The organism is Leptolyngbya sp. FACHB-60, assembly GCF_014695775.1.
GTDB lineage: Bacteria > Cyanobacteriota > Cyanobacteriia > Phormidesmidales > Phormidesmidaceae > Nodosilinea.
This window is the reverse complement of the sequence record NZ_JACJOX010000023.1, coordinates 37,511-51,475: the sequence shown is the minus strand read 5'-3', so window position 1 is coordinate 51,475 and position 13,965 is coordinate 37,511. Positions and strand designations below refer to the sequence as shown.

Here is a 13,965-nt window from a genome sequence, read left to right as displayed (position 1 = left end):
TGAGTCTCCTAACCAACCAGGTGCATCACGTTATGTGTCTGCTTAGCTCCATCCTTTGCCTTTTGCTAGCGATCCTCATCAGCCTACAGATACAGTATTTTTTGGTTTATAGAGTGGTTTTTAAAACCTTTGGCGATCGCTCAACTACTGTTGTCTAACTAGTTACCTTAACTCCCCAACTAAGCCCCTTAAACGTTAATTTCAGCCCCTTCTAAGACGGTAAAATCTCTTTTTTCTAACTAAAGGAAGAGCCGCAGTCACGGCCATCTGCCCCACCTGTCAGAGGCCAAGATTAGCTCCGGTGCTTACATTAGAGGTATTACCCTTTACAGATTGCCTTGCTGTGGAGAGCAACTACGATCGCAACGTCAGCCTTCTCGGAACTCAGCCTTCTCGGAACATTTAATCTTAAATCTCCTACGTTTTACCTAGGAATAACCATGCTTACTAATCAACCCTCCTTTCACGATGAGCAAAGTTTGGCAGATGCTGCAGAGGAAATTGGCCACCAGGCTTTACAGCAGGGGTTGATCCATAGCTTTGTCGTACGCCACTTTGCCGACAGCCGCCAATTTTATATTCCCGACGAGCACCACGAGCCGCTCACCCCGGAGCAAGCTTATTTGCAGTTGAAGGCACTGGTGAAATCATCAAATTAACCCTACTAACGGCTTGCCAAAAACTACCTAGATTTAATCTAGGTAGTTTTCAATAAAAAGCACGGCTAGTTTTTCAAGCCGCGCTTTTTTTCATGCCAAATTTTACAATTTATAGCAATTTTACATGGGAAAGGCTGAAGTGAGCCTGAGCTAATGACAATCAAAAGACCAAAGTGACCCAGGGGTTCCAGGCTTTTTCATTGGGAGCATTACATCATTTTTAAAGGCAACTTACAGCCTTTTCCTACCTAAACTTTCCGCGTGGGGGCGATCGCTGCTGCCATAGTATCCAGCATAGATGTCAATACAGATAGCGCTGCTGAATCAGATTTATTCAGCAGCGCTTACTTGTAGTTGTTGTTGTCGACTACACCATTGCCAATTACTCAGCGACTTCAGACTCAGCTTCCTTCTTCTTTTCTTCCTGCTTTTCTTCTCCTTTTTCGATGATTTTGTCAACAAATTCTGTGATGCGCTCTTCGTTCTTCTCGGCGTAAGACTTATGCTGCTTATCAGTCATAGGATTAACCTCAGTAATCAAATCATTCCAGATACAGCTTAGCGGCAGCCCTAAGCACTACCCTCTACTCAATGAGTGATTTACGTTAAGCAATGTTCTATCACAGGGCTTAACGCCTTATCAAAACGGCAGGATGGCCCAAATAGTCAGTCTTATTTGCTTTTGTCAGGTGGCTAGACTCTGCATCCCTTAGGCCGTAAGTTAGTTGACCACAAAGCGTTGAGGCGTTGCTCGAGCCTCTAGGAAGCATTGCTCGGTTAATCTGAGCAACTGAGAAGGTGCAGACTACCTGCGATCGCCAACTTGACCAAGCTTTCGAAGGCAATACCCATGAACGACATCTCACCTATATGATCTCCTCCTTTCTATAATTTTTGATCCCTCTAATGAGCGATGAGGCTAACCGATCGCAACCTTTAAGCTATTGATCAACCAACGCAGCGATCGCCAGCTTTGCAATAGCTGCTGGCTTTGCACAACAAGGAGGAAGCGCAATATGGCTTCACAACACAGACGAGCGGTAGGTATTTTTTCCAATCGCCCTCAGGTAGCATCAGCTCTACAATCCCTCAGCGACTCGGGCTTTGCCATGAGCCATGTGTCGGTAATTGCCAAAGACTCCGAGCGGCAAAGCGCGATCGCAGGGGTTGAAGTAACAGATGAGGCTGGCACCAAGGCTAATAAGGCTGGTACTGTCGGCGCGGTAACAGGTGGCGTGTTAGGGGGAGTCACTGGTCTACTCGTGGGTCTTGGCACCTTGGTGATTCCTGGCATTGGCCCTGCCATCCTGGCGGGAGAAGCTGCCGCACTGGCATCTACGCTGATAGGTGGGGCGGCTGGGGCAGCGGCTGGGGGTTTAGCGGGTGCACTAATTGGTTTAGGCATTCCTGAGCACCGGGCTAAGCACTACCGCGATCGCGTGGCCCAAGGCGAATACCTCGTCATGCTCAAGGATACTGAGCCTGAAATTGCTCGTGCGGAACGCACCCTCAAGGCGGCAGGAATTGAAGACTGGGAAGTTTACGAAACTCCAGCCGATGCAACCTACGTCCGAAGTGGTTCTCCTAACGCCACATTCAACGGGACTGCTGATGTTGCCTCCGGGCGAGATAATACCTACAACCGAGTCGATCATTCGATGGATGAGGCTTATCCCTACGATGATTCTCATCGAGGAAGAGAGATCCCGCGGCCCACTGGATTGCCCCGCGCTTCTAACCCGTTGGAGCCCTAAAACGTTGGAACTTAGCAGCAAGGCCGGGGGCGTGTGCCGGGCGGCCGCACTCGCGGCTAATGCTGTTAAACGCGCTGTAGTTATTGAGGAAAAAACCGTGAATTTTTTGAAATCTATTCGTCTTGGGGTCATTGCCCTGTGTTTGGGAGTCATTTTGCTGACCACGAGTGCCTGTGGTAGCGCTACTCAAACCAGTACTGCCCCTAGACTGTCGCCCAGTACTGCCTACAGCCAGCTCGAACGGGGTGACACTGCTAGCGGCGAAAGCTATGGGCGATGGGTCATGCAGACCGCAAAAGGGTTGGTTAGTGATGCATTTGTGCGTGACAACAACAAGCTAGGCGTTGTAATCTCGCCTGACGTACAGCCCCGAGAGGTTAAAACTTTGGCCCAATCGCTTGTGCAAGGGTTCCATAAAAAGTTCCCTAACCGCGATTTGAGCGTCTTGGTCTACGCACCTGACAAAGAGCTAATTTTGACCGCTAAATACGACGATACGACTCGGCAAGTTGAGTATCAATAGGTCACAACACCCCATAAGGGTTCGACTAGTTTGAGGCACCAGTCTCGAAAACACCACCCCTACGACGCTCTTAATTTTCTTGAGGATAGGGTGCTTTGAAAGCAATAGCTTCCTTCAGGTCTAAAAAGCTGTAGGGATCAATCAACTTAAAGCAAGAAAAACAAAATTTTGGAGAGTTACGCAATGTCTAGCAGCAAAGATTATAAACGTCAGATCATGAACGACCTGGCTGGTGGTAATGTCGAAGGCATTGACGCCAAGGCCACCCAACCTGAGAAAGAGTATGCTAACTTTGACGACTTCGCCAATCGTTCGTCTCGCAATGAGCGCCGCGAGCTGTTTGGGCGCGGGTTTCACCCCGATCGCATCCCCACCAGCGAAATGGAGCCTGAGCTGCGCAAGGCGATTACTCAGATCAAGCCCCAAGAGCGGGATGATGTGGCTCGCGACCTGTTTAAGCATCTCAAAGGGCGTGGTCTCAGCGATCGCGATCTAGAGCAGCAACTGGGGCTATCGACCCACCACGCCAGCCGCATGAATGAAGACGACGTCACTAAGCTGGCCGCTTTCGCTTATCACAACCACCCTGATATCTTTCAGGAAGTGCTGGCTGACCAGCCCACGATTCTCAAGTTTTTGAGCAATCCGATGGTGGGCGCGGCCGTGGGTGCGATCGCCGCCAAGTGGCTAGGCAAGCGCTAAAAGCCTTTCTGCTTCTGGCAATTCTTCACTAGGGTCAATGCTCCGATGGAAGCCCGTCTGCTTAAGCAGATGGGCTATTTTTTTAGGTATTAAACTCAACGCAATGAACCAAGATTTCAATGTATAAGTAAACGCTTTAACCGACAGATTTACCTAAACCCCAAAACAGCATTGCCAAGATCGCAGTAGGGCCGCCTGCCTGAGGGGTCGATTTGCCAACTAGAGCTTAACGCCAGTCAAAAGCCCACTGTAGGGGTAAGTGTTGTTTACCCACAGAACTAGAACGAGTCAACTGGGATAGGCATCATTAAATTCAGCCTAAAAATTAGGAGGTTGCTGGAACCCTATGCTTTTAAGCATGCACTTAATATAGGAGCCTTTCACCCCATTAAGAGCCTGGAGAGTAGACAAGTCCTGGGCGGAGAACCGCGCATCCCAAGCCCTATTCTACGACGACAGCAGGCAGTTCTAGGCAGTAGCCAGCGCCATAAACAGTCTTAATAAACTTAGGATGCCGGGGATCGGGTTCTAACTTGGTGCGCAGGTGCCGCACGTGCACGCGAATAGTTTCAATGTCGTCGTTGGGCTCGTAGCCCCATACCTCTTGCAAAATCTGGCTAGGGGATACAGTCTGACCATGGCGCTGAAGTAAGCAGTGCAGTAGCTCAAATTCCAGATGGGTCAGTTTAACGGTGCCGTCAAACCAAATTGCCTCGTAACGCTCCGGAATCAGGGTTAGGGGACCGTAGTTAAGAATTTCGCTGTGCTTGGCCGCCTGAGGGATGCGATCGGTGCGGCGTAGCAGGGCGCGTACCCGAGCCAGCATTTCGTCTAGCTCAAAGGGTTTGGTGAGGTAGTCATCAGCCCCAGCGTTAAAGCCATCAACCTTATCTTGGGTCTGTGATAGGGCCGTGAGCATTAGCACCGGGATATCGGCGGTGCGGCGATCGCGGCGAAGGCGCTGACACACGGTCAGCCCATCCACCTTGGGCAGCATCAGGTCGAGCATGATCAGGTCTGGCAGCAGCTGCACGGCTAGGGCCTGGCCCTTGATCCCATCCCCAGCCTGATTGACGTCGTAGCCTGCCATTTCCAAATTGACGGAAACAAGCTCCGCGATCGCAGCATCATCATCAATGACAAGAATACGAGGCATTACCAACTAGACCTGACAACCCTAAAACAACACTGACTCAGCTAGAGGCAAGCCACAAAGCTTTGAGTAGCCTAGCATCACAACGTAAAGAGCCGTGTCGGAATAATACAATTCCTTGATAAATTATAAGCAGAACCCTTAATTTTCCTTAAGGAAATTGGGTCGCAGCTCGTTGAGCTTAAGCTTTTCTTTAGATTTTAGCGTGTTCTAACTGCTGCCCGCCAGATCTTTGAAGATTCACTGACACAGACAAATCACTGCCTATACAACTATTAATTGAGAAACTCCCCAGGTAGGATTCGAACCTACGACCAATCGGTTAACAGCCGACCGCTCTACCACTGAGCTACTGAGGATTAATTGCGAACCCGCGAAGCTTATATTAACGATAAGTGTGCAATCTTGACAACCCTCCAGTGAAAATTTCTAGAGTGACCCTGGCTTAGAACGCTCAGCAGTCATCTCAGGCGCTGGCCTGATGTTTCAACGTCATGCCAGATTTTCATGCCGCTATTGCGGGCCACTCATGATATAGTTAAAGACTGTGTCGAAATTGTGGTAACCATGCCCAAGCTTAAGTCTCGCAAAGCTGCCGCTAAGCGCTTTCGTCGCAGTGGCAGCGGCAAAATCATGCGTCGCAAGGCGTTCAAGAATCACATGTTGCAGCACAAAAATGCTGAACGTCGCTCTCGGCTGTCTAAGATTGCCTTAGTGTCGGAAGAAGACGCTCCCAACGTGGAGCTAATGCTGCCCTACCTCTAGGTAAAGGGCTTTGAGTCTGCTAGTGATCATCAAACTTTAATAGTTCCAAGGGTTAAACAGTCATGGCACGTGTCAAGCGCGGCAACGTAGCACGCAAGCGCCGCAACAAAATTCTCAAGCTAGCCAAAGGGTTTAGAGGGTCGCACTCTAAGCTATTTCGCACAGCCAACCAGCAGGTAATGAAGGCGTTGCGGTACGCCTACCGCGATCGCCGCAACCGGAAACGCGATTTTCGCCGCCTGTGGATTACCCGCATTAACGCGGCTTCTCGCATGCACGGTCTGAGCTATAGCCAGCTAATTGGCCAGCTCAAAAAGTCTAATATCGATATCAACCGCAAGATGCTGGCCCAAATGGCTGTGCTCGACCCTGATGGGTTTGCCAAGGTGGTTGAAGTTGCCAACCAATCTTAAGGATTGGCCCAGACAGTAGGGGCAGTCGTAGTATAGACACGGCCGCACCATGGCATGGAACTGGCTTGGGTTTGGTTTAGCACTGGGGGCACAGTTAGCTGTGCTCCCAGTTTTTGCTGCAGATCTCGACACCATTCGCGCCCGTGGGCACCTAGTGGTGGCAGTGCGCGATGGCTGGCAGCCTTTAAGCTTTCGCGATCGCGAGGGCGACCTGCTAGGACTAGAGGTTGATCTAGCCCACGGACTGGCGACGGCAATTTTTGCGGATCCGGCGGCGGTTGAGTTTGTGGTGGTACCCAATGGCGATCGCATTCCAGCGGTGCTAGAAGATCGGGCTGATGTGGCGATCGCCGGCCTCACCCTGACTTCTGGTCGCCAGCGGCTAGTGAGCTTTAGCCCACCCTATTACCTTGATGGAACTGCCGTGCTAGTGCGCGATCCCCAGATGCAGAGCCTGAGCGATCTCCAGCGCCAGCGGCTAGGGGTGCTTCAGGGAGCAAGTACTGTGGCAATAGTGCGCTATCTGCTGCCACTAGCCATTCTCACTCCTCTAAGCAGCTATCAAGATGCTTTTAATCGCCTCAGCACGGGCCAAATCGACGGCTTTGCCGGTGACGTAACAGTGCTGAGCGGGTGGCAGCAGGCTCATAGCGGCTATTACTTGGTGCCCAGCCTGCTCTCCGCCGAACCTTTGGCGATCGCGCTGCCCAAAGGTACGCAGTACACCGAGTTACGTACCTTGATTAATCAGACCGTCATTGATTGGCATCAAAGCGGTTGGCTAGAAGAACGGACTACCTTCTGGGGGTTGCCCTAGCCATGGCAAGATAGGTTAGTTCTCAAGTGCAGATCAAGACCGCATGGAAAACAGCAACCTGCTCCTTATTTATCTGGGTATTCTGCTGGCGTTGCTGAGCGTTGCCGCCTTTTTTGTGGTGCGCCAGGTAATCAAGACCCGCCGCATCGAAAGCACTCTGGGGCGACTTCAGTCACGGTTAACCAAAGAAAAGGGCACCGCTCAGGAATATTACGAGCTGGGTAGTCTCTTGCTCGACAAAAAGCTCTATACCCAGGCCGCCCTCTACCTCCAGCAGGCTATCAAGCAGCTGGGCAACGACGAAGCCGAAAACGCCGCCGTGGTCTATAACGCCTTGGGCTACTCTTACTTTGCCCAAGACCAGTACGACCTGGCCATTCGCAACTACAAAGAAGCGCTCAAGATTTCGCCTGAGTATGTCACCGCCCTCAATAACCTAGGCCACAGCTACGAGCGCAAGCAGCTCACCACCCAGGCCCTAGAGATGTACGAAACTGCATTGGCCCTAGAACCCAAAAATTCCACCGCTCGCCGCCGCTTCGACTCGCTCAAAAAGCGCGTTTCTCCCGCCGAAAAACCTTAAGTTGTGGGGCTAAACTTCCCTGGGCTGAGCTTTTTTCTAGGCAGGCGTTATGAAAATGCAATCTACAGGGTATATAAGTAGGTATAGGGATCCTGCTAGGGCAGGATATTGCACCGATACTCTACCTCTTTCTGCTCTTCGTTGTTTTTCAGGGAGTGGTTTATGCGCCTCGATACTAGTACTCCGATTACTCGGCTTTTCTCAGCGTTAGTAACTATTTTGGCGCTGCTTACCTTTGGATTTGTGGCCTGGAAGGCTTTCGACGTCTGGCGTTCTGACCCGGCGGTGGAAGGTATTCACGATATTTTTCAGCCCCAGAAGTAGCGCCTTCGCCCGGCCCTTCCCTGGTAGGATGTGGAGGTTCTTTGCCCCCAGTGTTTCCATGCCGGAGTTGACCGGGCTGCCAGTGCTATCCACCCATGCTGATACCGCCGTTTACCGCATTCTCGATGCCAATCTCGATCGCGCCCGCGAAGGGCTGCGCATCATCGAAGAATGGTGTCGTTTTGGGTTAAACAACTCAGCTCAAACTGAGCAGCTTAAGCATCTGCGGCAAACCCTGGCCCAGTGGCACGCCCCTGAGCTACGCCTGTGTCGCGATACCCCCGGCGACCCCGGCACTGCCCTCACCCACCCCCAGGAGGCCGAGCGCACTAGCGTCACAGCGGTGCTCCAAGCCAACTTTTGCCGAGTGCAAGAGGCTCTGCGGGCGTTAGAAGAATACGGCAAGCTTTACCGTGATGACCTGGCAGCAGGGTCTAAGGCTATGCGCTATCAGGTTTACACGCTAGAGAGCGAAATTCTTGGTGGGCATCGGCTTCAGCGACTGCGCCAGGGGTTGACTTACCTAGTGACATCACCTTGCGATCGTCTGCTGCCCATCGTCGAAGCCGCCCTGCAAGGCGGCGTTGCTCTGGTGCAGTACCGCGACAAACACACCGACGACTACCTGCGGCTCGGTTTGGCCCAACAGCTTAAAGATCTGTGCCACCGCTACGGCGCGCTGTTTTTAGTCAACGATCGCATTGACCTGGCCCTGGCTGTTGACGCCGATGGCGTGCACCTGGGCCAGACCGACTTGCCCGTCGTCACGGCCCGCCAGCTGTTGGGCAGTCAGCGCATTATTGGTCGCTCGACCACCAACCCCGACGAAATGCAGCGCGCGATCGCTGAAGGAGCCGACTACATCGGCGTTGGCCCCGTATATAGCACCCCAACAAAGCCCGACAAAGCCGCCGCTGGCCTCGACTACGTGCGCTACGCCGCCGAGCACGCCACCGTGCCCTGGTATGCGATCGGCGGCATCAATACCGAAAACTTGAGCGACGTGTTGCAAGCTGGAGCTGAACGCGTGGCGATCGTACGAGCCATTATCGAAGCCGAAAACCCCACGCTGATTGCCCAATACTTTGCGGCCCAAACTAACCACCGCCACACCTTTCACACCGTCGCCGCCCCCGTCAGTTAACCCGCTACCAAGCTGATTGGCCGTTCTAGATAATGGGGTTGAGGTGCAAGGTATAGGGTCTAAGGTTGCTACAAGTCCTTAAACCCTACACCCTGAACCCTACACCCGATACCCAACTTTCACGATGCCCGACCCCACCACCGACAACTTCTATCTCCTCGTTAACGGCGAATCTCAGCCCTGCGCGCCTGGTACGCTGCTGCCCAATTTTTTAGAGTCATTAGGTATGAATCCTCGCCTGGTAGCGGTGGAGTATAACGGCGAGATTCTCCATCGTCAGCTGTGGGAAACTACTCACCTGCACCCTAACGACAGGCTAGAAATCGTCACCATTGTTGGGGGCGGTTAGGGGCTTTAGGTACGGGTTTCCGCCGTTAGTTTGCCCTGTTTTTAACAGGCAGCAGTAGCAGTTCGCGTTACATTAAAGACATAAAGCACTCCGGTTTTACGCGATGGTTAAACAACTTTTTCAACGCCTTAAGCCATTTTTGAAGCCGCTGATGGCCGTGGTCTTGGCCGTGGTTTTGGTGTTTGGCACCGCCGATGGTGCCTGGGCCGCAGCGGGCGGGCGCATGGGAGGCGGAAGCTTCCGCGCTCCGGCTCCGCGCATGAGCCCCAGCCCACGTAGCTATGCCCCTGGTGGTGGCGGCGGCTACTACCCTGGCGGTGGTTTTGGCATGCCCTTCTTGTTTCCCTTCATTGGCATTGGCGGCGGATTTGGAGGGTTGTTTACTCTGCTGATCTTCATTTCGATCGCTAATGTGGTGGTACGCGGCCTGCGGGGTGCGACCTCTGAGGACGACTACGACGCTCCTGTTGGCGGCAACAACCCGCCGGTAGCCATAGCAAAACTCCAGGTCGGCCTACTTGCCCAAGCTCGTGAATTGCAGGATGACCTTAACCGCCTGGCGGCTACTGCTGACACTGGCTCGTCTCAAGGGCTAGCTAAGCTGTTGCAAGAAACTACTCTGGCCCTGCTGCGCCACCCCGACTATTGGGCCTACGCCACTAGCGAAGACAAGCAGACTCGCCTGCTCAATGCTGAGCAAGAGTTTAACCGCTATACCCTCTCGGCCCGCAGCCGGTTTAGCGCCGAAACTCTGTCTAACGTTAACAACCAGCTCACTCAAGCCGAGCCTAAGGCTCTGCTGACGGGCGATACCGACCAGGCTCCTGGCGAATACATTCTCGCTACGGTGGTTGTGGCAACCCAAGGTAAGCTCGATCTGCCTGATATTTACTCCTCTGCTGACCTACGCCAGGCTCTTAGCCAGATTGGTGCGGTCTCCGGCGAAAACCTACTGGCTGTGGAAGTCCTCTGGACACCTCAGCAGTCGGGGGAAACCCTCAGCGGCGATGAGCTGATTGCCCAGTACCCTGATTTGAAGCTGATTTAGACTGCTTTTTGACCCACACACGCTGTAAAAAAGCCCTTTGGTTACCAAAGGGCTTTTTTGTGTGATACCAAATCCGAATTACATAATCCTGATTCCCAAAAGGCCAAACCGTAGGGACGTAGGCATAGCCGAGCCAGAGGCTCTATCGCATTCGCCCTTCTGAATCGGGCGTACCCAAGAAGGATTTAGCATGAGGCCTATGGCAGTCGGCAGCTAAACGAAGTTAAAGCCACCGCTATCCTATCGTTGGAACCAGTTTTGAAGCAGTTCGGGCGATCGCCACAGCAAATAGCCCGCCAGACCAAACGTACTGGTGATCAACCCTGTGGCCACGTAACCCAAAATCATCATCACCCCATCGGCTTCGAGGGTGGCCACCACAAAGATCAAAATGCCAACCGTGGGGATGGGATTGGTCATGGGGATCGGGCTCATCAGCAGCAGCGTCAGCCAGCTGATGCAGACACCGTTAATGTGCCAGACCGAAGGGTTGTTTGCTAGCCCCGGCAGGCGGGGCCGCACAAACCGCTCGGTGAGGCGGGTCACCCGCTTGAGGTTGCTCAGCACCGTTTTGGCCAGCACCGACGGAAACTGAAACTTGGCCACTCGCCGGGGTAGCCAGGGCGATCGCCGCCCCACTGCCATCTGCAGCGACAGCAGCAGACAGGCCGACCCCAAAATGGTAGTGAACCCCGGTGGCATCGGGAACAAAAACGGTAGCACCAGTAGCCCAATGACCAGAGAAAAGCCCCGCTCAGCGGTTTCGTTGAGCACGTGGGAGAGGGTCAGCGGCTGCTCGGCTATGCGCTCTAGCAAGGCCTTGATTTCCTGAGAAAAGCGGGGTTGAGGAGAGTCAGAATCCATAGGGGTGAGGAAATTGGGTGGGATTAAAGCACATGTTTAGACCCATTGGGCAGACCCGGCCGCTTGCGCCGTAGCGCCAGTTGAATCACCAGTTTCTCGATTTCTAGCCAGGCAAACATCAGGGCACTAAATCCAAAGCAAATCGCCAGTTCTGCGGCTGACAAGGGATGAAGTCCAAAAAATTGCGCCAGGACTGGAACGTACAGTAACAACACTTGCAGGCCGGTGGTGAGTAAAACCGCACCCCAGATGTAAGGATTCGACAAAGGATTGAGCTGAACTGTTAAGCGTGTGTCTGAGCGGGCCGCGAGGGCATGACCCATTTGGGCTAGGCAGAGGGTGGTGAAGACCATCGTCTTCCAGGTGTCAGGATGACCGGGATAACCAGGGGCCGTGGTATAGCGGTAGGCCCAGCCCATCAGACCAATCGTCAGCACCGCTAGCACGATGCCCACCCGCACCATGTATGACCCAAGGCCGCGAGCAAAGATGCTTTCTCGCGGATTGTGGGGCGGCCGTTCCATCACGTCGGGTTCGGCAGGTTCCATGGCCAGGGCCAGGGCAGGCACGCCGTCGGTGACTAGGTTCATCCACAGAATTTGCAGGGGCGAGAGCGGCACGCCACCCAGGCCCATGATGGGGGCAGCGGCAATAGTGAGCACTTCGCCAATGTTGCTGCCCAGAATGTATTTAATAAAGCGGCGAATGTTGTCGTAGACCACGCGGCCTTCTTCGGTGGCGGCGACAATCGTGGCAAAGTTGTCGTCGAGCAGCACCATGTCGCTGGCTTCTTTGCTGACGTCGGTGCCGGTAATGCCCATGGCAATGCCGATGTCGGCCTGCTTGAGGGCAGGGGCATCGTTGACGCCGTCGCCCGTCATAGCGACAAATTCGCCCTGTTTTTGCAGCGCCTGCACGATGCGAAGCTTGTGCTCGGGGGCCACGCGGGCGTAGACGCTGACGTGGGGAACGGTGCGCTCCAGTTCCTCTGGGGAAAGGTGGCTCAGCTCGCGCCCGGTCATAATGGTGTCGCCGGGTTGGGCAATGCCGAGGGTTTCAGCGATCGCCTTAGCGGTCAGCGGGTGATCACCCGTAATCATCACCGGTCGAATGCCGGCCCGCCGACAGTCGACCACGGCGGCACGCACTTCAGGCCGTGGGGCATCTAGCATGCCCACGAGGCCCAGCCAGATCAGGTTTTGCTCCTCGGGCTCTAGGTTGGCGTTGGGATTAGCTACGACGTTTGTCGGCTTCATGGCAAAGCCCAGCACCCGCAAGCCACTGGAGGCCATAGCGTCGTTGTGGGCCAAAATAGCCTGCCGCTGAGCCTCGGTGAGCAGCACAGGCTGCCCCTCGCCTTGGCTAGTGCCACAGCGCTCTAGCACCAGTTCGGCGGAGCCTTTGGTGAACATCACCTGGGGAGGCAGGGGCCAGACGGCATCGCTATGGGCCTGCACCACGACGCTCATGCGCTTGCGCTCTGAGGTAAAGGACACTTCGCCAATGCGATCACTCTGTTGACCCAGTTTCGCTTGATCAAAGCCCCCTTTGCCTGCCACGGCCAACAGGGCTCCCTCGGTGGGATCGCCCAGCAGGGTCCAAATGCTGCCGGACTGGTTGAGGGTAGCGTCGTTGCACAGGGCGCAGGCCATTAGCAATGCCTGGAGAGCGGAGTCGGACTGGGGGGCGATCGCTGCCCCATTCTCTAAAAGGTTGCCTACCGGAGCGTAGCCTTCGCCTGTGACCTCGTACTGGTGAGCCACGGTCTTGACCTGCTGCACCACCATTTTGTTTTGGGTCAGGGTGCCGGTTTTGTCAGAGCAGATGGTGGTGACCGAGCCCAGGGTTTCTACCGCCGGTAGTTTGCGAATTAGGGCGTGGCGGCGCACCATGCGCTGGGTACCCAAGGCCAAGGTAACGGTGATGACGGCGGGTAGACCTTCTGGCACTACGGCGACCGCCATGCTGAGGGAGACTTCTAGCAGCTCATCGAACAGGCTGAGGTCGCCCGTGCGCAGCAACCCGGCCACCACCACTAGGGCAACCAGCACCAGTGACCCCGTCACTAGCACATTGCCCAATTGCGCCATGCGCTGCTGGAGGGGCGTAGGCTCAGTTTCCACCGACTGAATCAGGGTGGCGATGCGGCCCAGCTCGGTGGTCATCCCTGTTTGGGTGACCAGCACGGTGCCGCGTCCTTGGAGAACCTCGGTGCCTTGGTAGACCAGGTTGAGGCGATCGCCCAGGGCAGACTCTTCCTCTAAAAGCAGCTCAGGCTGCTTGATCACCGCCTCGGCTTCGCCAGTCAGGGCGGCTTCGCGCACCTGCAAATTGGCGGCACTGAGCAGACGACCATCGGCGGGCACCTGCACCCCCGCCTCTAGCAGCACCACATCGCCCGGCACCAGGGCTTTGGCGTCAATTTCTTGTTCCTGGCCCTGGCGAACGGTGCGCACCCGGGGGGAGGTCATGTTCTTGAGGGCAGCCAGGGCTTTTTCGGCTTTACTCTCTTGCAGGTAGCCCAAAACGCCGTTGAGTATCACAATGGCAAAAATCGCGATCGCATCTTTAGGAAAGCCGCCCTCGCGCAGATCGAGCACCAGCGACACCAGGGCCACGGCGATCAACATCAGCAGCATGATGTTTTTGAACTGATCCCACAAAATTTCCCAGGGGCTGCGGGTGGCCCCCTCCTGAAGCTCGTTGGGGCCGTAGACCTGCTGGCGGTGCTCGGCTTCGCTGGGGCTAAGCCCCTCGAGGCTGCTCTCTAACAGCGCGATCGCCCGCTCGGGGCTGAGGGTGTGCCATTGGTTAGACGCGGGGCGCGGCAGATCGCCCACATCAGAGCTAGAACGTGTACTGTGAAC

The 13,965-nt window shown here is 54.6% G+C and carries 16 protein-coding genes and 1 tRNA gene; 12 read left to right on the top strand and 5 right to left on the bottom strand.

Going from position 1 to position 13,965, the window contains the following annotated elements; all coding sequences use genetic code 11:
• The first annotated feature begins 440 nt into the window (after window positions 1-440).
• Window positions 441-659, top strand: coding sequence for a hypothetical protein (locus tag H6F57_RS09255; RefSeq protein ID WP_190625322.1), 219 nt, complete (start codon window positions 441-443; stop codon window positions 657-659).
• Between the two features lie 382 nt (window positions 660-1,041).
• Here H6F57_RS09255 and H6F57_RS09250 read toward each other — a convergent pair whose 3' ends face one another.
• The gene (locus tag H6F57_RS09250) at window positions 1,042-1,179 is read right to left on the bottom strand and encodes a hypothetical protein (RefSeq protein WP_190625321.1); all 138 of its coding nucleotides are present in this window, start codon (window positions 1,177-1,179) and stop codon (window positions 1,042-1,044) included.
• 496 nt (window positions 1,180-1,675) lie between these two features.
• Between H6F57_RS09250 and H6F57_RS09245 the strand changes: the two genes are divergently transcribed.
• From H6F57_RS09245 to H6F57_RS09235, 3 genes are all read left to right on the top strand, one after another.
• Entirely contained in the window at window positions 1,676-2,413 is a 738-nt protein-coding gene (locus H6F57_RS09245; RefSeq protein ID WP_190625320.1) for a general stress protein, read from the top strand.
• Window positions 2,414-2,510: 97 nt separating this feature from the next.
• Complete coding sequence (locus H6F57_RS09240) at window positions 2,511-2,936, top strand: hypothetical protein (RefSeq protein WP_190625319.1); 426 nt, start codon at window positions 2,511-2,513, stop codon at window positions 2,934-2,936.
• Between the two features lie 183 nt (window positions 2,937-3,119).
• Window positions 3,120-3,638 (top strand): hypothetical protein, encoded by a 519-nt coding sequence (locus H6F57_RS09235; protein WP_190625318.1) that lies wholly within the window; start codon window positions 3,120-3,122, stop codon window positions 3,636-3,638.
• 442 nt (window positions 3,639-4,080) lie between these two features.
• Here H6F57_RS09235 and H6F57_RS09230 read toward each other — a convergent pair whose 3' ends face one another.
• Window positions 4,081-4,794, bottom strand: coding sequence for a response regulator transcription factor (locus tag H6F57_RS09230; protein WP_190625317.1), 714 nt, complete (start codon window positions 4,792-4,794; stop codon window positions 4,081-4,083).
• Between the two features lie 284 nt (window positions 4,795-5,078).
• Window positions 5,079-5,150: transfer RNA gene (locus H6F57_RS09225), tRNA-Asn, on the bottom strand.
• Between the two features lie 208 nt (window positions 5,151-5,358).
• Between H6F57_RS09225 and rpmI the strand changes: the two genes are divergently transcribed.
• The 8 genes from rpmI to H6F57_RS09185 all read left to right on the top strand — a co-directional run bounded on the left by rpmI (window position 5,359) and on the right by H6F57_RS09185 (window position 10,234).
• Entirely contained in the window at window positions 5,359-5,556 is a 198-nt protein-coding gene (rpmI, locus tag H6F57_RS09220; RefSeq protein WP_073609358.1) for a 50S ribosomal protein L35, read from the top strand.
• Between the two features lie 62 nt (window positions 5,557-5,618).
• Window positions 5,619-5,969 carry a 50S ribosomal protein L20 gene (rplT, locus tag H6F57_RS09215; RefSeq protein ID WP_190625316.1) on the top strand — a complete coding sequence of 117 codons (351 nt, stop codon included), beginning with the start codon at window positions 5,619-5,621 and terminating at the stop codon, window positions 5,967-5,969.
• A gap of 100 nt (window positions 5,970-6,069) precedes the next feature.
• The gene (locus H6F57_RS09210; protein WP_199289543.1) at window positions 6,070-6,786 is read left to right on the top strand and encodes a transporter substrate-binding domain-containing protein; all 717 of its coding nucleotides are present in this window, start codon (window positions 6,070-6,072) and stop codon (window positions 6,784-6,786) included.
• A gap of 43 nt (window positions 6,787-6,829) precedes the next feature.
• Entirely contained in the window at window positions 6,830-7,369 is a 540-nt protein-coding gene (locus tag H6F57_RS09205; RefSeq protein WP_190625314.1) for a tetratricopeptide repeat protein, read from the top strand.
• Window positions 7,370-7,531: 162 nt separating this feature from the next.
• The gene (locus H6F57_RS09200; RefSeq protein ID WP_190625313.1) at window positions 7,532-7,693 is read left to right on the top strand and encodes a hypothetical protein; all 162 of its coding nucleotides are present in this window, start codon (window positions 7,532-7,534) and stop codon (window positions 7,691-7,693) included.
• A gap of 58 nt (window positions 7,694-7,751) precedes the next feature.
• Complete coding sequence (locus H6F57_RS09195; RefSeq protein ID WP_190625312.1) at window positions 7,752-8,837, top strand: thiamine phosphate synthase; 1,086 nt, start codon at window positions 7,752-7,754, stop codon at window positions 8,835-8,837.
• Between the two features lie 124 nt (window positions 8,838-8,961).
• Window positions 8,962-9,186, top strand: a complete 225-nt coding sequence (thiS, locus tag H6F57_RS09190; RefSeq protein ID WP_190625311.1) for a sulfur carrier protein ThiS — start codon at window positions 8,962-8,964, stop codon at window positions 9,184-9,186.
• A gap of 103 nt (window positions 9,187-9,289) precedes the next feature.
• Complete coding sequence (locus tag H6F57_RS09185) at window positions 9,290-10,234, top strand: DUF1517 domain-containing protein (RefSeq protein ID WP_190625310.1); 945 nt, start codon at window positions 9,290-9,292, stop codon at window positions 10,232-10,234.
• Between the two features lie 240 nt (window positions 10,235-10,474).
• Here H6F57_RS09185 and H6F57_RS09180 read toward each other — a convergent pair whose 3' ends face one another.
• Together H6F57_RS09180 and H6F57_RS09175 are read right to left on the bottom strand one after the other, a co-directional pair.
• Entirely contained in the window at window positions 10,475-11,098 is a 624-nt protein-coding gene (locus H6F57_RS09180; protein ID WP_190625309.1) for an exopolysaccharide biosynthesis protein, read from the bottom strand.
• 23 nt (window positions 11,099-11,121) lie between these two features.
• Window positions 11,122-13,938: an HAD-IC family P-type ATPase gene (locus tag H6F57_RS09175; RefSeq protein WP_190625380.1), complete on the bottom strand. Its 2,817-nt coding sequence runs from the start codon at window positions 13,936-13,938 to the stop codon at window positions 11,122-11,124.
• Window positions 13,939-13,965 lie beyond the last annotated feature (27 nt).